The organism is Flammeovirga sp. MY04 (assembly GCF_001682195.2).
Classification (GTDB): Bacteria; Bacteroidota; Bacteroidia; order Cytophagales; family Flammeovirgaceae; genus Flammeovirga; species Flammeovirga yaeyamensis.
Window position 1 is genome coordinate 4,797,420 of the sequence record NZ_CP003560.2, and the last position, 20,626, is coordinate 4,818,045.

General features: G+C 37.1%; 14 protein-coding genes. 5 read left to right on the top strand and 9 right to left on the bottom strand.

What is annotated here, in order from left to right; translation table 11 throughout:
* Positions 1-196: 196 nt before the first annotated feature.
* The 8 genes from folE to MY04_RS19280 form a co-directional block, all read right to left on the bottom strand.
* Positions 197-853: a GTP cyclohydrolase I FolE gene (gene folE, locus MY04_RS19245; protein WP_066212371.1), complete on the bottom strand. Its 657-nt coding sequence runs from the start codon at positions 851-853 to the stop codon at positions 197-199.
* A complete protein-coding gene (hisI, locus tag MY04_RS19250) occupies positions 854-1,267 on the bottom strand; it encodes a phosphoribosyl-AMP cyclohydrolase (RefSeq protein ID WP_066212373.1) in 414 nt (137 codons plus the stop codon).
* Positions 1,268-1,504: 237 nt separating this feature from the next.
* The gene (locus MY04_RS19255) at positions 1,505-2,704 is read right to left on the bottom strand and encodes a hypothetical protein (protein ID WP_158297783.1); all 1,200 of its coding nucleotides are present in this window, start codon (positions 2,702-2,704) and stop codon (positions 1,505-1,507) included.
* A 201-nt stretch (positions 2,705-2,905) separates the two neighbouring features.
* Entirely contained in the window at positions 2,906-8,206 is a 5,301-nt protein-coding gene (locus tag MY04_RS19260; protein ID WP_066212377.1) for an Ig-like domain-containing protein, read from the bottom strand.
* Positions 8,207-8,547: 341 nt separating this feature from the next.
* Complete coding sequence (locus MY04_RS19265; RefSeq protein ID WP_066212379.1) at positions 8,548-9,942, bottom strand: glycoside hydrolase family 30 protein; 1,395 nt, start codon at positions 9,940-9,942, stop codon at positions 8,548-8,550.
* 202 nt (positions 9,943-10,144) lie between these two features.
* The gene (locus tag MY04_RS19270) at positions 10,145-11,119 is read right to left on the bottom strand and encodes a linear amide C-N hydrolase (RefSeq protein WP_084005971.1); all 975 of its coding nucleotides are present in this window, start codon (positions 11,117-11,119) and stop codon (positions 10,145-10,147) included.
* A gap of 236 nt (positions 11,120-11,355) precedes the next feature.
* The gene (locus MY04_RS19275) at positions 11,356-12,327 is read right to left on the bottom strand and encodes a linear amide C-N hydrolase (protein WP_066212381.1); all 972 of its coding nucleotides are present in this window, start codon (positions 12,325-12,327) and stop codon (positions 11,356-11,358) included.
* A gap of 254 nt (positions 12,328-12,581) precedes the next feature.
* On the bottom strand, positions 12,582-12,917 hold the full coding sequence (locus tag MY04_RS19280; protein ID WP_066212383.1) for an antibiotic biosynthesis monooxygenase family protein: 336 nt from the start codon (positions 12,915-12,917) through the stop codon (positions 12,582-12,584).
* Positions 12,918-13,130: 213 nt separating this feature from the next.
* Here MY04_RS19280 and MY04_RS19285 point away from each other — a divergent pair, with 213 nt between their 5' ends.
* Positions 13,131-14,117, top strand: coding sequence for a helix-turn-helix transcriptional regulator (locus tag MY04_RS19285; RefSeq protein ID WP_066212384.1), 987 nt, complete (start codon positions 13,131-13,133; stop codon positions 14,115-14,117).
* Here the strand turns inward: MY04_RS19285 and MY04_RS19290 are convergent, their stop codons facing one another.
* The gene (locus MY04_RS19290; RefSeq protein WP_066212386.1) at positions 14,118-14,477 is read right to left on the bottom strand and encodes a winged helix-turn-helix transcriptional regulator; all 360 of its coding nucleotides are present in this window, start codon (positions 14,475-14,477) and stop codon (positions 14,118-14,120) included.
* A 106-nt stretch (positions 14,478-14,583) separates the two neighbouring features.
* On the opposite strand from MY04_RS19290, the gene MY04_RS19295 reads away from it, so the two are divergent.
* From MY04_RS19295 to MY04_RS19310, 4 genes are all read left to right on the top strand, one after another.
* Positions 14,584-15,177, top strand: coding sequence for an NAD(P)H-dependent oxidoreductase (locus MY04_RS19295; protein ID WP_066212390.1), 594 nt, complete (start codon positions 14,584-14,586; stop codon positions 15,175-15,177).
* A gap of 2 nt (positions 15,178-15,179) precedes the next feature.
* The gene (locus MY04_RS19300) at positions 15,180-15,827 is read left to right on the top strand and encodes a peroxiredoxin-like family protein (protein WP_066212392.1); all 648 of its coding nucleotides are present in this window, start codon (positions 15,180-15,182) and stop codon (positions 15,825-15,827) included.
* A gap of 501 nt (positions 15,828-16,328) precedes the next feature.
* Entirely contained in the window at positions 16,329-19,112 is a 2,784-nt protein-coding gene (locus MY04_RS19305; RefSeq protein ID WP_084005972.1) for a TonB-dependent receptor, read from the top strand.
* A gap of 59 nt (positions 19,113-19,171) precedes the next feature.
* Positions 19,172-20,605: a hypothetical protein gene (locus MY04_RS19310; RefSeq protein ID WP_066212394.1), complete on the top strand. Its 1,434-nt coding sequence runs from the start codon at positions 19,172-19,174 to the stop codon at positions 20,603-20,605.
* Positions 20,606-20,626: the final 21 nt, after the last annotated feature.

A 20,626-nucleotide genomic window follows, 5' to 3' on the forward strand; every position in this document is an offset into this window, starting at 1 on the left:
ATTAGAATATAAAGAAGAGGCTGTCTCAACATCCGATTAAATGGATAATGGAGACAGCCTCTTTTCATATATGGAGTTAAAAGTTAAAAATGAAGAATGAAAAACGTGAAATGTTAAGTTAACGCTCGTTTTACTCAGAAAGGTACACGAACTATTCACTAACTACGTTTTTCATTTTTAACTTTTCATTTTTCATTTAGATAAGTTTTAAAAACTCATTTCTAAGGGACAAATCATTAAACTCCCCACCATACTCCAACGTTACCGTCGAGCTTGTTTTGTCTTTTACACCACGAGAAGAAACACATAAATGTTCGGCATCAACTACTACGATTACACTGTCTGTTTGTAGTGCATTTTTTAGTTCGTTATAGACTTGAAGCGTCATGCGTTCTTGTACCTGTGGACGTTTTCCGTAATATTCAACGATGCGATTAATCTTGGAAATACCAATCACTTTCCCCGAAGAAATATAGCCTACATGTGCTTTACCAACGATAGGTAAGAAATGATGTTCGCAAGCAGAAGAGAAGGTAATGTTCTTTTCTACCAGCATTTTATTGTACTGATATTTGTTATCAAAAACGGAAAGGTTCGGTTTATTTTTAGGGTCAAGACCTGCGAATAATTCTTTCACGTACATTTTAGCAAAACGGTAAGGCGTTCCTTTCAAACTATTGTCTGATAAGTCCAAGCCTAATGTTTTCATAATACCCGCAAAATACTCCTGAATAATCTCGATTTTTTCCTCCTCTGATTTATCAAATGCATCGGGTAGCATTGGAGTATCCACACTCGTCATGATATGATTATCTCCCTCTGATTCTATTCTTAGTTTTTCTTCCTTTTTCATTTACTCCATTCCTTCTATAAATGACAATTTATTTTCTTCTTGATCGTAATTTCTGTAGAAACAGGCTTTACGATTTTCTCCATTTTTATCGAAAGTATGGCAAACGCCACTTCCCATTAATTCCACTTGATAAATGATGGCATCTTGATCGCAATCCACCATAATATTTTCAATTTTGAGATAGTTGCCAGAGGTTTCCCCTTTGGTCCATAATTCTTGTCTCGATGTGGACCAGAAAGTAGCTTTCTGAGTACGAAGTGTTTTATCAAATGCTTCTTGATTGGCGTACCCTAACATTAATATTTGTCCTGTAGATTTCTCTTGAACAATAACAGGTAGTAATCCACCTCTTTTATCAAATTGAAGTTGTGCCGATAAGCCTTCTTCTAATTCTATCTTAAAATTGTTTTCCATGCTCTTGGATAATTGATTCAATCGCTTTTCTATTACAATACATATGGTTGTATACGTATTTTACTTAAATGCGATGGTGTCGCAAAAATGAAAAATCAATTTGATTAATTCAAAATAAATAGAGAATACTTTGAGCATTTTGTAGAATGTTACTTTCGTTTTGTAAGCAAATAATAAAGCTCTATTCAAGACATTGCTTCCCGAATAGAGCTTTAAAGCATAAATGTTATTTACTTTTTACTGGAAAAAATCTACAAATTCATCGGAAAGAATAAAGTCTAATTTTTTGCCTGTATATAGTTGAGCTACTTTATTTTTATCTATTTTATTGTTGTTATTATCGGTATAAGTATCGTCAACACTTTCAATCACATTTCCTTCTTCATCTGTGACTTTGTACCCCGTTTTATGGATATTGAACAATAGCTCACCAGAAGTAGAATAAACACTATAGGTTTGAACTGGCACACTATCTAAAACCCAGATTGACTTTTCAATTTTACTTATTGGTGTTTGAGTATTGAGATCAGCTAAATCATCGAATTCAATCAGTTGATCAAATTTATTTTCTTCTTTATTGTAGACGAATTGAAACTCATCACATTCTTTAAATTGAAAGTTGGAAAAATGATCTTTATACACAAAACAGTGTTTGTAGGCCGGATTGGCTTGAGTGCCTTCGTACTTTGTCTTTAGGTAACCATCCTTATAGATATAGTGCTTCTTTTCGATACTAGGGAAAGTACCCGAAGATTTTAATATTAGGTTTCCTTCTGAGTCGTACACATAATCTGATGTATCGGGAGCATATCTGAAGTAATAAAATGGATCACCTTTTTGATGGAAAAAAGTACCAATATGAATACTTTCTCCTGTTCTTGCCTGATATCCACCACGTGCATCAATGGTATAATTAAGTTGTGTCGATTCTCCATCTTCTTTCGTAACCACAACTGACGTTATTTTGCCATTGAAATTGTAATCATAGTCAATTCTAAAGTTTAGAATTGTTTCCAGATCTTTCACTGGGTCATGATCATCAAAATAATACATATAGTATTCGTCTATTACATTCACGGCTGTAACTTCTGAATGCGTAATGACTCCCTGACTATTTTTTACATGATTAAATACAATTACTGAGTCGGCAAAGCCATTATAATTCGTGTATGACAAATAACTTTTCTCAACGTTTCCATCCTTTAATTGATGATCATATTTAATTTCCCAAAGGTCGTGCACATTAAATAATTTCTCTAAAGAATGTTGAAAATGCGACATGCTGAAACGTGTGGAGTCATTAATCTCAATATATTTTGTACTAGGTATTTCGATATCAAAATCTTCATTACAGCTAAGCATGAAGAATAGAAACAGGCTACTCATTACGAAAATATGTACACGGAATAATAGTTTGTTAATGTTGTGAGTTCTCATTGTTAATTGGAGTTATTGGAAGAAAGATAGGTAGTATACCTTGCCTTGCTTTAGTTATCTTTTGATTTCAATTTACTGAAACTGAGTCTTTGTTAATAGGAGAGAGGTTTAAATAAATCTTAATATATCTTTTGATAAATAAAAAACACTCTCCTAAAAAATTAAGAGAGTGTTTGTCGATCAGCTTATTTCAATGACTTATTACTGTTTGATAATCTTGAAGCTGTTTGTATAGTCACCTCCAATTACAGAGATGAAATATATTCCAGATTTTAAATGCGATACATCTATTTGAGATTGTCCCAAACCTAAGGTCATCGTTGCCATTTCTTTTCCTTCAACATTTCTGATAATCACAGTTTGTTGAGCGGTTGGCAAATCAATAGTTAAACTATTTGTAACAGGGTTAGGGAAGTAGTTTACTTGGTAATGATCTGTATCTAGTGAAGTCGGTGCATCTTCTACTAAAGTGATGTTTATTTCATCTGAAGCAGTGCCTCCATCATTATCGGTCACCATTGCTTTCACCACATACTCACCTGATGTTGCCGAAGACCATTTCATTTCAAACGGAGCTTCTGATACGCTTCCAATCGATTCGTTATTGATGAAGAATTCTACTTTAGCAATCGTTCCATCTGTATCTGCAACAGCAGTTTCAAATGTAATCTCATCATTTACTGTGTAGGAAGTAGCATTGTCCGAGGTACTCAATGTAATTGTTGGTAATTCGTTTTCAGGAATCACTTCATTCAATTGAATATTCATTTCATCAGATGCCTCACCACCTTCATTGTCGGTCGCCACAGCTTTTACTGTAAAAGTGCCTGCATTGCTTGATGACCATTTCATTTCATAAGGTGCTTCAGTTACGCTTCCAATCGATGCATTATTGACGAAGAACTCTACTTGGGCAATTGTTCCATCTGTATCAGAGGCTGAGGCTACAAAAGTAATTTCTGTGTTTACATCATAAGCAGTCTCACTATCTGATGTTGCAATAGACACTGTCGGAAGTTCGTTTTCTTCTTCATTTGCACAGTCACCAACAACGAAAGATTGAATGTCATCTGCTGTATTTCTTTCGCCTCCTTCAGGATGAGAATAGGTATAGTAAAAAGTGACAGTACTTCCATTCGGAGCATTCAATTCGAAAGGCTCGTTAGGTTTTGCAAGGTGACCAGGATAAACGCCTTCTTCTGTTGTTTTGTAATGTAGAATCAAGATCACATCACCAAGTCCAGGAATATTCGGAACAAAGGTTAAGGTAGGATTACTCGATGCATCCGATACAATATATCTAAAGTGACCATTGCTTACTTCGCCCTCTAAACATGATGTCGCAGATCGACCAATAACAGAAATTACTTTCGAAGTGGTTCTGTTACCATCATTATCAGTAGCTACTGCTTTGAGCTGAGAACCTCCTGTGGCTACCGTCCAATTCACCTCGTATGGTGCTTGTGAAACAACTCCAATAGAACTATTATCCACAAAGAACTCAACTTGTGCAACGGTACCATCCACATCAGAAGCATTCGCAGAAATAGTAATTTCAGTACCTTCTACTAACAAGTCGCCATCTTGTGGAGAAGTGATTTCTACAGACGGATAAGTGTTTTCAACATCGCTATTATCGCAAGTACCGATCACGTAGGTATTTGGATCTTCTGATGTATTTCTTTCTCCTCCTTCCGGATGAGAATAAGTGTAATAGAACGATACCATCTGACCTTCCGCGGCATTCACTTGGAAAGGAACATCAGCAGTCACAGAATAGCCTCCGTATCCGCCACCATCAACAGATAGATATAAAATACAAACCGATGCTCCCATACCTACTTGATTAGGAATAAAAGTAAGCGTTGGATTTGAGGCATCTTCTGAAAACTGATAATCATAATCGCCATTAACACTTGTCCCTCTACACGAAGGAATTGATTTTGACTCTAAAGTAATCACTGTAGATTCAGCCGTTTTATCGTCATTATCTGTGGCTACAACGTGAATACTGTATATTTTTTCTTCAGTAGGATTCCAAGCCAATTCAAATGGAGCTTGAGTAACTGAACCTATTGATTGATCGTCTACAAAGAACTCGACTTTGGCGATCGTTCCATCCTGATCGGTAGGATTCGTTTGGATGATGACCTCGTTGCCAATGTAAACTGTCGATTGATTTTCTGGTGAAGTGATGGATACTTTTGGAGGAATTTTGCCATCCTCTGTTACGGTAATTTTTACTTGATCTTTCCCCGTATATTCTCCATTGCTCACGCTTAATTCGAATAAATATTCTCCACCAATTAGATTTCCTAAAGTAGGAGAGACGCTCGATGTTTCTTGAATTGTCGCTACTGTTGGTCCGTACAATTGAACCCAAGTATAGGTCAATGCTCCATTGTCGGGATCATAACTGTTCGATCCATCCAAGACTACGGCCCCATCGGCTAATGCAATCACACGATCTTCACCAGCATCTGCGAAAGGTTGACTGTAAGGTAATTCTCCCGTCTTGGCAAATGTCATTTTACCAATATTGAAACCTCCATTATCAAAGGCTAAGCGAAGTATATGTTTTCCGGCGGTAAGGGGAACATTGTTGACAGTTGCGGTTTGCCATGTTCCCCATCCACCAGTAGAATTAACTAATATATTGTCTACGATTACTTCACCATCGGATAATAATTTAAAAGGACCTCCGCCTTCTCCAATACCCGATGCGTAGCGATACGAAAGATCGTACAATCCAGAAGTAGTAACCTGAACAGTGTATTCTAACCATTCTCCACCGTTGGTCCAACCTACAGTAGCTCCTTCTGTATTGTCTAAAACGTTGTCGACATATTCGTCTTTTCTGTAATTTCCTTCGTTGTATGTACTATTATCGTGGTAGGTGATTCCTTGACCTAAACCACCTTCGAAAACATCGTAATGACCCGCTTCGATAGTACCCGGAATTTCTGGAGTAACATCACCAAAAGCTACTTGGAAACCAGCTGTTACCGAAACAATGTTGGTAACATCAAATTTATCTCCATCATACATCTTAGCATAAAACTGATTTTGCCCTGCCGTGAGGTTATCCGCTTTAGCGGTGAATGGTGCAGTATCGATACTTCCAAGTAAAGTGCTTCCGTTATAAATTTCTACTTTAGTGGGAGTGATGTCCTTTACTTCAACTGTTAGATCAACTGATCCACCTACAGGTGCTTGAGAAAAGCTTGAAGTGATCGTTCCTTCAATTGAAATATCTTTATTGGTCGCCATTTTCCCTGCCGGAACCACTAACTGATAACCATCCGAGAAAGTCACCGTCTGTTCTGTATTGCTGTAGTTGTGTGCTACATAAGTCTTGTTCCCATCCTTATTAAAAGCAGCAGCTAAAGGAGAGTCAGCGGTAATGGAAATATCTACTTTACCTAGAGCATTCATGGCATGTAACCAATGATAAGTTTGTGCATCCGATACACCAAACTTAATGTTTCTACCCGGGTGGTCGTCGTATAATTCGATGGCTTTTGCGGGGTCAGAAAAAGCCAGATAACTCCACATCACATCATACCAAAGGTTAGGATTGTCCACTTTATCCAACACCTGAGTATTTTGAGTTATCTCTGCCCATAGCTTTTCTACATAAGCCACGTTATGTCCTAGATACAACGATCCACCATGAATTGGGTATAATTCAATATTGTAAGAAGCAGCAATGTCGGCCGTCCAGAATGTTCCATTATCGTAGCTATTTCCCCAAACTCTAGATACCAAGCTGTACTGTTGGTCGGGTTTGAAATTTCTTTCGTACATATCGAACCAGTATTCTTCTACCGCCGCCTGTTCCGTAGTGTATAAGTAAATACCTAAATCTCTAATTTCTTTATTACCTGATATTTCTCCCCAATGGATCAATGAGGAGTGGAATTGCATACTTTCTGAAGTCGATTCTTGATCGTTACCTTGTGGGAATGATGCGAATCCGTTGGCCCAACAGTGTCCTGCATACGGACTGAAGTTTCTTAAATAAGGGAATGTATCATCGTCTCGATTAGGTGATGATGCATCTCGAACTAACAAGTTGACCATATCTCCATATTGAGCGGCCCAACCAGGTTCGTATTGTTCCATAAATGCTGCAGCATGGATAAAATATCCCCAATGGAAGTGGTGATCGTTTAAGTTAGAATCTTGACCATGACCGGCAGGGTAGCCCAGCATCGCTGTCCAATCGCTATTGTAATAGAACAAGAAGGCAACCTCTCCGCTTTCTGCAGTTAACCAATCTTCCAATCGTTCTTTAACAGTGGCAATCATTAAATCTCTGGCTTCAATGTTTCCTGTTTGATCGGCGATTCTTGCCGTCTGAATCAAGCGGTTCATGACCTGACCTTCGTTATAGGAATCGGTCCAAGAAGATAAGGATTCGTTCTTCAATGCTTCGACTTTCTGATTTAAAGCCGAAGGATCAAAACTATCACTATAATTAGTCACATACGGAAGGTTCGGTAGAATACCGTGGAAAGTGTTTTCCGTAGTGAATGTGTTTCCTTCCAACATTTTTAGTGTACCTCTCACCGAAGTGTAAGAAACATCGTTGGGTTGTAATGAGGAAGCCGACAAGTTATCCCATTGGTGAGGCAATAACCCTAAAAGCATGGCATCTTCTGTACCTTCTTTTACGTCGACTTCCACATTGTACACTGTGGATAGGATGGAAGTTGATTCGTTATATGTCCAATCTGCAGTCGTATTCGTTGGGAATACGTAGGCGTACTTTTGGTAAGTAGTTGCTGCTGCAGCCACGTTGCTTGTCGATTGAGGCAACATGATTAAAGACCAATAATTTTTTCCGTTTAATGTGGAAGTATAAGTGGTTCCGTTTTGCTCCCAAACACTACCTGTTGGGGCGTAAATCACGAAACTAGCCCCATTACGAGCATTTTCCACCGTAATAATTTCGTCGGTTACAGTAACGGTACCCTGACTGATATCTACTTTTGCAACATCAGTATCTTGTTTATCAAAATAGACAAACGGCATACCTATACCCGATACTGCTTGGAAATGTCTTGTGCCATCATTCCAGTCCATAGTAACGGTCCAATCGGAATGATCGGCAATAGTGGTTTTAGTGGCATTTAGACTTTCTACTCCAACCGTAATTGGAGAAACATCATCAAGGACTCCCCATGGAATGTAAGTAACGACCAAACCTTCGTTGGTGGTTTTCATCGCCAAAGGATAATTGAATAAGTTGTTTGCGTGATCGCTTTGTAATAAAGTCGACCACCAATCGTTCGTAGGGACAGGTTTTCCTATAGCATTTTCGCTTAATTGAGGCGTTCCAGCGGGATAGGCATTTCTACCTGCCGCATCGGTACCGGGGAATGTAGTGGTATAGCTTCCATTTCCGACACCAACAAATTGAGCATAAGTTTTTAGTGGAAGAGAAAAAGTCAATAATGTCCATAGAACAACTATTAGCTTTGTAGTTGTTTTTTTCATCTTAAATGTAAAAGTTGGTTTCAAAAAAACTGAATAGGGACAGTTATTATTGATTGCCTACTTTCTACGTCTTGTGCACGAGTCGATAGAGTGTTAGTCAATGTAATAATCCATTCATTTGACAGACTGAGTATAGATTGAATACTGAGTCGCAATTCAAACATAGGTAAAGTAAGATGCTGAACCAAAAAGACTATTTGGGTGGTTATCATTTAAATAAAAAAATACAACACACTTAAAATGAGTGTGTTGTATACGTTGTTCTGAAAAGTGATTTTATATACAATCATTTAAAAAAACTCACTTTTAACATTATTCACGATGTATTTTGCTTTTATCTATCAGACTTTCTGATTTGAAATCACCATAGCCACGATACTTTGTTGAGGTAAAATGACCTTCTTTGTTTTTCCATTGATATGAATTCTGTAGACTGCTTCTTGCTGATCTGTATTCTGAATGATCACCTTCATATTCCCCGATTTATCTTTTACAGTAATCATTGGTCGCTGACTATTTGATGCCACTCGTACATCTCCCGGTTGGATAAACTTACTGATAATGTACATCGCATTATAGTCCGGATTGTATCGAATGGTTTTCTGTTTTCTATCGATATTGATCAGAGAGTTTTGAGGCCAATCCCAGCCACTTTCTGTCGTTTCATTCAAAATCATATTCCAATAGCAGAAATTGGAAACGCCACTGTTAATGTATTTCGCCACTTCCTCTAAACGGTGACCTGCTTCTTCTATACTGTTTTTACCATTGTAACAGTGCCCTTCGGTATGGAACATCATTAAAGAAGGGTTCATTTTAATGGCATCAGTAATTACCGAGGGATTTGTGTATTGAATACCCACACCTGCTAACTTATTGGCCTCTTTTAAAGTGAGGAACTCGATCAGATCCAATTGTTCAGCCGTTCTAAATGTACCCGCAAACACTTTGGTTTTCACTTTTTCCTTTTTGAAAGTAGGCAAGATGTATTTTGTGGATAACTCTATCATTTGTTGAGAAGGCATCACACAACTAGGATATTTAGTGTTGGCATCGTTCTCGTTTTGTACACAAATTCGATCGATATTTACCCCTGCCTGTTGATAACTCTTAATGTATTTCACAAAGTAGTTGGCATACGCCTGATATACTTTTTTATCTTCTTTCAGGTGATTCGGTGTTTTGGTCAGACCGGTCATCGACGCATTGGTTTTCATCCAAGCCGGAGGTGACCAAGGTGAGGCGAAGACTAATAAGTCCGGTTGAACATCAAGTGCTTTTTTGATATACGGAAGCACATATTTTTGATCTCTTTCGATGGAGAAATCTTTCATCTCAATATCGTTAGGAGTATTAGAATAGCTGTAAGCATCCAATCCGAAATCACTTGATCCTATGGCTGTACGACAAAAAGTGAATCCTGCATTTTTAGGATGGAAGAGATTTTCCATCACTTCTTGTTGTTGTTCTTCTGATAAACTCGATAATGCTTCCCCACCGATTTCATTAAAAGCACCTCCAATGCCCTCGATCGTTTGATATTCAATTTCGGGATAAATCGTAATCTCGTGTCCCCATTTTACTTTTTGATCTGTGTCTATTACCTCAAGGTTTTTGAGAGGTTGGGCTGTTCCTTGTTCTAAAGTCACATAATACATCTCTAAAGAATTGAGGTCTTGTGCCGACGCCAGAGAAGAGTATAATGCGAGGATTAGTACTATTATTTTTTTGTTCATTTCATTAATACTTTTTGTAAATCATCTTGTATCGAAAATCATCAAAAAGTTGGTGGAATGACGAATTTTGAATTCGTCATCAGTTAGCATGGGAATTTCTCCCTTCTATTTGGGAAGATTTAGACCTCATCAAATACAGAAAATCCCCACCCAGAAAATATCTGATGTGGGGAGTAGAAGGTAGTAATGCACTTACGAAAATTTATTTTATGAAAGGAAGTGGAGTCGCTTTTGTGAAATGTTCAGATACTTCGCCTGCATAAATTGCATCTGTATCACAATCCAAAGCTTTCACTTCTGCATTTTCTGAGAAATCAACTTTATCGAGATCCACCCAGAATATAGATGGTTTTAAAGCCGATTCGAAATAATATCTATTGGTTTGATTATCCGAAATTGTTCTCCAAAGTGTGGCAGAAATATTCGGACGGTCGGGATCTTCCATTCCTAAAGGCACACCAATAGCTCTCATCTGTGACATTACGGATGCAGTGGCCATATCATGATCTGTATATTTTGGCGATGATTCTAATGCATAGCTCAATCGTACAAAACGGTCGGCAGCGTTAATCGTACCTGGAAGCATTTTACTACCTCCAATTAGTTTCCAATATTTATCGATTGCGATTTGTTCCGAGTAAATCGGAGAGTTGGTCATTACTCTGTATTCTCTACTGTGGTTGATCACCAATTCCCCATCTAAAAATTCAAGAATTGCCGAGTCGCCCGAACGATCAGATATCGATAAGTGAACTGTTGCTCCTCTACCGTTTGGTAACATTGGAGCTGAGATAATAAAAGGAACATCTTGCATAGCATCTACTGCCTCTTGAACATTAGCAAAGTTATCTAAGAAGTATTGTGCCCAAGCACCAACAGATAAAGTAGGTTTGTTACTTGTTGCTACATCGCCATAATCTGATTCTGCTAAGTAAAGTAAGTTGGTAGTTAAACCTGCTTCGTTTAAACCATCAGCCGAACCTGCATTATAAAAGCTTGCAGCTACCGAACCATATTTTGATGTCCAATGAATAGGATTCTCACCAACACCTCCATCTTTTTTCATACCTCTAGGGTAGATCCATAATGATGTTTGTGCTGTTGGATCGTTCCAGTCCATTCCACGACCTACAATAAATTCTTGATTTCCTGTTTCATAAATAATTCTTGAACACATAATGATACTATTTTGAATGATAAATAATTAATTTTTGTAATCGTGGAGTTTTAGTAATTTTCTTTATTTCCGATTGATTACAATACAAAAGTAGGTGGTTTAATGTCGAACTATATTCAAGATTTGGTAAAGTAGTTACAAAATATCGGCAACTCGTTTTTCATCAAAAAAAGACCCCATTAATGAAAACTCATCAATGGGGTGAAAGAAGGATGTAATAAAAATCTTACATTCTATTATAGAAATGGAAATGCTGCTTTTGGAGTAAAGCTTTCCGATACTTCGCCTGCATAAATGGCATCAGAACAACAATCTAAAGCTTTCACCTCAGTGTTTTCGAAATCGATGTTATCCAAGTCAACCCAGAAGATAGAAGGTTTCACTGCAGATTCGAAGTAATATCTGTTGGTTTGATTATCTGCAATTGTTCTCCAAAGTGTGGCAGAGATATTTGGATGCTCAGGGTCTTCCATACCTAGAGGAACACCAATAGATCTCATTTGTGAAATAACTGAAGCTGTCGCCATATCTTTATCAGTATATTTAGGAGAAGATTCCAACGAGTAGTTTAATCTTACAAAACGGTCAGCGGCACTAATTGTACCCGGCAACATTTTGCTACCACCAATAAGCTCCCAATATTTATTGATGGCTATTTGCTCAGAATATACTGGTGAGTTAGTCATTACTTTGTAATCTCTGCTATGATGAATTACTAATTCTCCATTGTTTAAGTATTCAAGAATGGCAGAATCACCAGTTGAATCAGATAATGATAAATGTACTGTTGCTCCTCTTCCGTTAGGTAATAATGGAGCAGAAATAATAAAAGGAGCATCTTGCATTGCTTCTACCGCCTCAGCTACTGAAGCATAGTTATCTAAGAAATATTGCACCCATGCACCAACTGAAAGTGTTAGTTTATCACTTTTTGTGACATCACCATATTCAGATTCTGCTAAGTAAAGAGCATTTACAATAAATCCTTTTTCGTTCATACCGTCAGATGAAGCGATGTCGTAGAAACTAGCGACAATAGAACCGTACTTTGAAGTCCATTGGATTGAATGTTCGTCGGCACCACCATCTCTTTTCATGTTTCTTGGGAATACCCACAATGAAGTTTGGGCGTTTGGATCGTTCCAGTCCATTCCACGTCCTGTAATATACTCTTGGTTACCAGTTTCATAAATAATTCTTGAACACATAATTGTACTATTTTAAATGATAAATAATTAATTTTTGTAATCGCTAAGTCAAGCAGCAAAGATTGTTTTTTTATTGATTACATGACAAAAGTAGTTGGTTTAATATCGAACTAGTTTCACGAATTGTGCATTAGGTTGTACGTTTTCGTTAACTTAAAATCCTGTCGATTTTTTGATATAAAAAAAGACCAAAGTGAAAATTCACCTTGATCTTAATAGTGGATAAAACTGATTTACCTGAATACACTAAAACGTTATCTTTTAGAACTTACCTGATGAAAGCTATCGTACTTACTTTCGTTGGTAATGATATCAAATCGTTTTGCTAAGTCTTCTGTCTGTCTTTTTCTTACTGGACTTGCCAACCATTCATCAAAGTCTTCTTCTGAATTCCAGCCACAGATTACTACTAATTTGGAATCATCATTAGAAGAAAGCATTAATTCACCGTATTGGAAACCATCTATAGTATCAGCACATTCTTCAATAGCACGATGCTGTGTATGATAATCTGCCGCTTCTTTTGCAGAGGCATTCAATACTTTTACTTCTAATTTTGACCAGAAATTAATTAGTTTTTCGTTCACCATAATATTATTTATTTAAATGATTATGTCGCAAAACTAAAGATTGAAATATGGAATGATTAGTAAGATTTGGTACACCGTTTACACATTCTGATCAAATTTTATTGATCAGTTACTGTCTTGTATTTATAAATTTATTTGCTGTGTTTTTTTGAGTTTCTTAAATTAGAATAATCACATTGTTATATTAAACTCTTAAGCTCAATATCAATCAGAATGAAGCAAAAAGAAAAATATGTTTTTGATCCACACGGAGCACATCCTCACGATGCTTATGCACAGTTTGCAAAAGAATTAGGTGGAACTTGGGATGGACAAGAACTTAAGATTAAAACAGATTGGTGTAAAATAGAAGGATATTCCTTCGAATTCTTAAATGAGTTTATTATTGCCATTTTGGGCATGGAGTCTGATCGGCCTATAATGACTAGACATTCTAGTTTATCAAAAGAAAAAACCATCACTATTCGTTTAGGATTAGGAGCTACTTATAAAAGTAATGGAACAGTTAAAAAATTTAATAATGCGGGTATATTAATTTTGAACTCCACCCAAATACACGATTTTGAATTTCCAGCTGGAGAATGGAGTCAATGGGTTTCAATTCGTTTTTCGTTAAACTTCTTCAGAAAGTTTGCTGGCGATAAGAAGTTTAAATTAAAAGAACTTTTCGAGAACGATAGTCCATGGATCAATTACTATTCTCAGAATGCAGAGATTGAAAGTAGAGTAAGGGCATTAATCAAAAACTTAGATAAAGAAAATAGAAAGCACACTTTCTTTTTTACAAAAGCGATGGAGATTGTCGAATTGCTAAAAGGTAAGATTGAAAATGATGCAGATAAATTTAAAAGCAATATTCATCCGGAAGATTTAAAACTGATGTTGGAATTGAGAGATACGCATCTATCTGACTTTACAGAAATTCCGAACCTCACAGAGTTAAGTGATAAATACGGTATGAGCGTTTCCAAACTTAACCGACTCTTTAAATCGATATTCGATAAACCTATTCTTCAATTCTATAATCAGCAGAAATTAGAAGAAGCCCATAGACAAATTGTCTATACGAATAAAAGCCTTACGGAAATTGCGATAGATCTTAATTTCAGTCATGTTGGGCATATGAGTTCTTCTTTTAAAAATCACTTTGGATATGCACCTTCAGCATTAAAGGGGAAGCATATGGATTATTTGAGTTGATTATAACGTCACAATACGACACTTTTCGAAATCCTCTTCTTCAAAAGTATCTACAGTCCATTCACTTAGGGATTTTAATATAGGAAGCAGCCCTTCACCTTTTTTCGAAAGAGAATATTCTACTCTTGGAGGCAATTCTTTAAACTCTTCTCTAATGATCAACCCATCTTCTACTAACTCCTTTAATTGGTCTGTAAGTACCTTTTTAGAGATACTAGGGATAAACATCAATAACTTACCAAATCGCATACTGCCGTTGGCTAATAAGTAAATGATGATTGGTTTCCATTTCCCTCCAATAAGGTTCATTGCAAATACTAATGAGCACATATTGGGGTTTTCTATAATCTTTCTGGCCATAGGTTACCTTTTTGTTACCACTATTTTTACGAGTAAATCCACTAATAGTTTCTTTTTTAAACTAATATTAGTCTCTTTGTGTAACAAATATAAAACAAAAGAAAAAATGAAGAAAGTATTAGTTATTAACGGTCATCAATATTACCCATTTTCGGAGGGGAAATTGACAAAAACGTTTATTGATAAAGCAGTATCAATGTTCGAGGGAGAAGAGTTTGAAGTAAAGATGACCAATGCTCAAGAAGCATATGATGTTGAAGAGGAAGTTGAGAAATTCTTTTGGGCAGATGTTGTGTTTCTTCAGACACCTTTAAACTGGATGGGTGTTACATGGTCTTTCAAGAAATATATGGACGATGTATTTACTGCCGGAATGATGGGGAAATTATCAAATGGTGATGGTCGTAAAGAAGAAGCTCCAAAGAAAAATTATGGATTGGGAGGCTTACTTGATGGCAAGTACATGATTTCAGTATCAGCCAACGCTCCAAAAGAGGCTTTCAATAATAAAAACGAAACATTCTTTGATGGTATTAGCGAAGACGATTTACTTCTACCAATGCATCTTAACTTTAAATGGTTTGGTTTAAAACCTTTAAAGACATTTTTCAGTTACGATGTCATGAAGAACCCAGAAATCGATAATGATTTAGCACGTTTCGAACAACATATTCAACAAGAATTCATTTCAAAAATCTAATTATGAAACTTTCAGACGCATTAGCCCGCTTAAAAGATCAAATTGAAGGTAAAATGTCTTCAGAGTTTACATCAGTAATGCACCAAGCAACTGCTGATCTCATTGCTTCAGGTATTGGAGATCAAATTCTAAAAGAAGGTGATAAAGCACCGGAATTTTCTCTTCCCAATCAAGACTGTAAAGTAGTTGCTTTATCAGAACTAATTAAAGACGGTCCCGCTGTTGTTACTTTCTACAGAGGGGTATGGTGTCCTTACTGTAACACCGATTTAGGATATCTAAAACGTTATCAAAAAGAATTGGAGAAGTACAATGCAAAGCTGATCAGCATTTCACCTCAGATAGCAGAGAAAAACCAAGAGATCATCGATCGTCAACGTTTGGATTTCGACTTACTATCTGATAAAGGAAATGATGTAGCTGCAAAGTTTGGTCTTCGTTGGACAATGGAAGGTGCTCTGAAAGATTTATATGATAATAATTTCAATATTCATCTTCCATCTTATAATGGTGATGATTCTTGGACATTGCCTGTCCCTGCAAGATTCATTATCGGCACAGACGGAATTATAAAATACGCTGAGTTTTCAATTGATTATACTCAACGTCCTGATCCAGAAGTATTGGAAGGAGTATTGAAAACAATATAGATGAATTTATCATCGTGATAGAGTAAGAAGCATCGGACGAGAGTTCGGTGCTTTTTTTTGTATGGAAAGGTATATACGTTGTCTCATTCTTTTTCCAGTCCCATACTTTTCCCCATGGTTGAAACCATGGGTTTTTGAAGTGGATCTCTTACCCGAATGAATTCGGGCAAGAATGAAACCCTTACCTCTTACCTTTTCCCTCTTACTTTCAAATCCCAGCGTCAATTCAGAATCTCCTACTTCCTAATTCCTCACTCCTAACTCCCCCTTATATTAACACCTTAACATACCCATAACATACTGTAATATACAATCCCTCCTAAAATCAGCAACTTACCTATAACGAATAGACGTTTTAACATTAACAAACTTAATTCTATGTTGAGAACATTGTGTAGAATGGTGTTGATTTTTCATCTAAGATTCATTTTCTACTAAAATTCATGTGATTTATGGTGCCTACTTTTGCAATGCTAAAAAACAAAACCAACCAACTAATTAATGATGAAAAGAATAGTACTACTATCGTTGCTATTCATCACTTACTTTTCTTTGAACACACTAGCAGGAGGAATTAAAGGATCGGCATTCGGAGCGGATGGAGAGCCATTAATTGGTGCTGTAGTAACACTCGAACCAAGTCATACTCAATCGGTAATAGGCATGGATGGAAAGTTTAGTATGAATAATGTAGACAATGGAAACTATATTATACAGATACAATACATGGGGTATAAAACACTCCAAAGAGAAGTAGCTGTAAATAATGAAACAGTCTCATTAGAGTTAATACTTGAGTTAGACGCTGTCCAATTAGATGAAGCAGTTGTTTATGGTGCAAGAGAGCGTAAAACTTCTGAAAGTGCTCGTGCCACAGAACAAATGTCGTCTCAAGTAATGACAGTGATGTCCGCTCAGGATATCGAATTATCTCCAGATTTAAACGTGGCCAATGTAGTGCAACGTGTAGCAGGTGTATCTTTAGAAAGAAACAACTCTGGCGATGGACAGTTTGCTATTGTTCGTGGTATGGACAAGCGTTATAATTATACATTGGTGAATGGTGTGAAAATCCCATCTCCAGATAATAAAAACCGTTATGTGCCATTAGATTTATTCCCTTCTGACCTTTTGGATCGCTTGGAAGTAACCAAAGCATTAACTCCAGATATGGAAGGTGATGCCGTTGGTGGTGTAATTAATATGGAGATGAAAGACGCTCCAGAAAGTTACTCAGGCCAACTAAATCTTTCTATTGGTAATAACTTTTTATTTGGTGATGGTAATCCGTTTATGTCTTGGAATACTTCAGGTAACATGAACACACCACCAAGTTGGAATGGAGTGAATAATGCACAAGCAGGTGATTTTTCTGTGAATCATTTAGTGAATAATTATAAGAACTATGTTCCTAATATTGTGGGTGGCTTATCAATAGGTAACCGATTTGCTGATGATAAAATTGGAGTTATCGTTGCAGGTAGCTATCAACAAACAGCAAGAGGATCTAACAGTACTTGGTTTAGTACGGGTATGTTATCAGATGGTTCGACTTCTTTGGATAATATGGAAGATAGAAATTACTATCAATTGCAAAGAAGAGCAGGTTTGCATGCAAAGATGGATTATAGAATCAATGCAAATCATAACATCGATTGGTACAATGCTTATGTGTACTTAAGCAACGATCAGGTACGTGATGTAACAAGAACACGTACTTGGGGTAGCTACGATCCGATTAATGGAAATGCAGGAGAAATGAGTTACATTACTCGTTACCGTTCGACTATCCAACAGATCTTTAACTCTACGTTGAAAGGTACTCACCATTTGAATACTTGGATGAAAGCAGATTGGTCGGCAGTGTACTCAAAAGCATCGAACAATGTTCCTGATAACGCAAAGTTTACTCGTTCGGGAAGTATGACAAATTGGGAACATGCTCCAGAACGTATTGCAGGTAGATCGGCACTTACCAGAAGATGGGATTATAACGACGATCAAGACTTGGCTTTTTATACCAACTTTACTTTCTCTCCTGAATTGAACTTTGTATACGATTCAGAATTTAAAGCAGGTGGTTTGGTAAGGTTCAAAAACAGAAGTAACGATTTTGAAAATTACCGTTTTAATGCAGGAAACAGTGCTTTGGTAAAAGGTGAAGACTGGAATGATATTACAGATGTAAACTGGATTTTGGAAAACCCGACAGGGGTAAATTACTCTCCAAACAGATATACATCTCACGAAAATATTACAGCGGCTTATGGTCAGTTTAAACTGAATTTTAATCAGAAGTTAGAGATGGTAGGTGGTGTTCGTATGGAACACACTGATATCGGTTACTTCTTGCCTCAACCTACAAATGATTTGGCAGATGCAGGCTTGGACGAAATGAGTCAGACATATGTTGACTTCCTACCAAGTTTACATTTCAAATATATGCTCAATCCGAAAGCTAACTTAAGAGCGTCCTATTTTAAATCGGTAATACGACCTGGTTTCTCTGAGTTTGTACCAATTCAGAATGGAGATACAGAAGACGATTGGACGGAAATGGGTAATCCCAATGTAGAAAGAACTATCGGTCATAACCTCGACCTTCGTTACGAATTTTTCCCAAGAGGAATGGACAAGTTTATGATCGGTGGTTTCTACAAAAAGTTACACAATCCAATCGAATACTCATTGAACAGAGAAGCAGGTTACATTATGCCTGATAATTATGGTGATGCTGAAAATATGGGTATTGAGATTGATATGGTGAAGTACTTTAACAAGTTCGGTATTAGTGCCAACTACACCTATACTCACTCCAGAGTAACTACAGAAAAAGCCTACTACGAGAGAGAAATACCAGGTGATGATACTTCAGACATCGTTATCAAGTCGGCTTTAGAAGACCGTCCGTTGCAAGGTCAGGCAGCACATATCGCTAACTTATCCTTCTTATATAAGAATTCAGAAAAGGGTATCGATATGCAATTGGCTACTGTGTATACAGGCGATAGAATCCACAGTTTATCGGCATTCTACGGAAACGATATGTGGCAAAAAGGATTCTTCCAAATGGACTTCTCAGCAGAGAAGAGAATCAATAAAAGTACGTTGATCTACCTAAAAGTGTACAACTTATTAGACAATGCTTATGAGGTAGAGATTCGTCAGCCGATAACTTACGCACAGTCTTTCTATCCTAAACAAGGGAACGAAGGAGACAATGTGTTAGTCCGTCAAGATTTTTACAGACGCCAATTTTTAGTGGGTCTTAAATATAATTTTTAAGCTTCAACAGAAGCAACCATTATTGAACTACAACTTAATTAAATATTAAAACCAAAATCATGAAACGTAATTTATTACTAAGATTATTAGCATTAACAATGCTTGTATCAGGTGCATTTTTCGCTACTTCTTGTAACAAAGAAGAAGTTGAATCAGGTAATGATACAGATAGACCAATTAACGAAGGTCAGCCAGAAGGATCTATCAGAATTGGTGGTAATATGGAAGAAGACCTTACTTTAGAAAAAGGAAACGAGTATTGGTTAGAAGCTAACCTAAACATGAGACCGGGTACTACTTTAACGATCGAAGAAGGTGTTACAGTTTGGGTAAGCCCTTACAATAATCCGGAAATCGTTATCCACGGTAATATGTTTGCATGGGGTACAGAAGCAGCTCCAATCCTTTTCACATTACCTGAAGCACAACCAGAATTCTTCCAGTATGGTACTGTAAACTGGGGTGGTATTAACGGAGCAGAGGTACCAGAAGGTAGCGAGCGTCCTGATCAAGAAATTGGTATGACTTACGTAACAATCCAATACGCAGGTGGTCCAATGAACGAAAACTCAGAAGCAGTAAGAGTAGATAAATTAGAGCCAGGTGAGTTGGGATATTCTGTATTCTTCAACAATAACAAAGGTAAATTGTATATGGAGAACTGTACTGTAGAGCACTCAGGTGGCGACGCAATTTATATCGAAAGAGGTCAGATTGCTTTATTCCATAATACGGTAGCTTATGCAGGTACTACAGAAGACGAAGCATTTAACTTCAAGCAAGGAACAGTGGGTGACTGTGGTTTTAACTTGATGTACTCAGCAGCAACAAACGGTATCAAAATCAACAACTCTAAGCCAACAGGTTCAGATTCTCAGACAAACGTGAACATGTATAACAATACAATGGCGTACTGTGGCTGGAGACGTGATGGCGAAAGAGGCGGATCGATCAACATCGAGAAAAATGCCAAAGGTCGTATCTTAAACAACCTTATTGTTAACTCTAAATTTGGTACGAAAGTAGATCCATCTACAGATATCGCAGGTGAAAATACAATCGTAAAAGGTAACTACTACTTCGGTCATGTAGAATCTAACGCTACACAAGGTAATGGTTACTTACCTCACCACGGTATCCAACCATACGATGGAGAGGAAGATGATACTCACGTAGGTCATGAAACATTCTGGAGAGTATTCAAAGGTACTTGTAACTTCTTTACAGAAGCAGGTGTAAACGAGTGGACAGACGAATTAGAAGATCCTCAATTTGCAGAGTTTGCAGATGTAACTCCAAATGTAGATGGTACTCCTTCACAAGAATTGGATTACAAGCAGATGGACTTCCGTTTAAAGTCAACTTCTCCAGGTGTTGATTTCGGAACAGACGACGAAACTTTATTGATTCCTCAAGTAGTTACTCAAGTTGGTGAAGTGACAGTAAATCGTCCTCAACCATCAGCAACAGTGGGTGCATTTGGATCAAACTAAGAGACATATTTTCAAGTTTTT

What these genes read in the sequence shown, in the direction of transcription:
- MY04_RS19310 (WP_066212394.1), top strand. Translation starts at nt 19,172, where the DNA reads ATGAAACGTAATTTATTACTAAGATTATTAGCATTAACAATGCTTGTA.
- MY04_RS19270 (WP_084005971.1), bottom strand. Translation starts at nt 11,119, where the DNA reads ATGTGTTCAAGAATTATTTATGAAACAGGAAATCAAGAATTTATTGTA.
- MY04_RS19255 (WP_158297783.1), bottom strand. Translation starts at nt 2,704, where the DNA reads ATGAGAACTCACAACATTAACAAACTATTATTCCGTGTACATATTTTC.
- MY04_RS19280 (WP_066212383.1), bottom strand. Translation starts at nt 12,917, where the DNA reads ATGGTGAACGAAAAACTAATTAATTTCTGGTCAAAATTAGAAGTAAAA.
- MY04_RS19275 (WP_066212381.1), bottom strand. Translation starts at nt 12,327, where the DNA reads ATGTGTTCAAGAATTATTTATGAAACTGGTAACCAAGAGTATATTACA.
- MY04_RS19260 (WP_066212377.1), bottom strand. Translation starts at nt 8,206, where the DNA reads ATGAAAAAAACAACTACAAAGCTAATAGTTGTTCTATGGACATTATTG.
- MY04_RS19290 (WP_066212386.1), bottom strand. Translation starts at nt 14,477, where the DNA reads ATGGCCAGAAAGATTATAGAAAACCCCAATATGTGCTCATTAGTATTT.
- MY04_RS19305 (WP_084005972.1), top strand. Translation starts at nt 16,329, where the DNA reads ATGATGAAAAGAATAGTACTACTATCGTTGCTATTCATCACTTACTTT.
- folE (WP_066212371.1), bottom strand. Translation starts at nt 853, where the DNA reads ATGAAAAAGGAAGAAAAACTAAGAATAGAATCAGAGGGAGATAATCAT.
- MY04_RS19285 (WP_066212384.1), top strand. Translation starts at nt 13,131, where the DNA reads ATGAAGCAAAAAGAAAAATATGTTTTTGATCCACACGGAGCACATCCT.
- hisI (WP_066212373.1), bottom strand. Translation starts at nt 1,267, where the DNA reads ATGGAAAACAATTTTAAGATAGAATTAGAAGAAGGCTTATCGGCACAA.
- MY04_RS19265 (WP_066212379.1), bottom strand. Translation starts at nt 9,942, where the DNA reads ATGAACAAAAAAATAATAGTACTAATCCTCGCATTATACTCTTCTCTG.
- MY04_RS19295 (WP_066212390.1), top strand. Translation starts at nt 14,584, where the DNA reads ATGAAGAAAGTATTAGTTATTAACGGTCATCAATATTACCCATTTTCG.
- MY04_RS19300 (WP_066212392.1), top strand. Translation starts at nt 15,180, where the DNA reads ATGAAACTTTCAGACGCATTAGCCCGCTTAAAAGATCAAATTGAAGGT.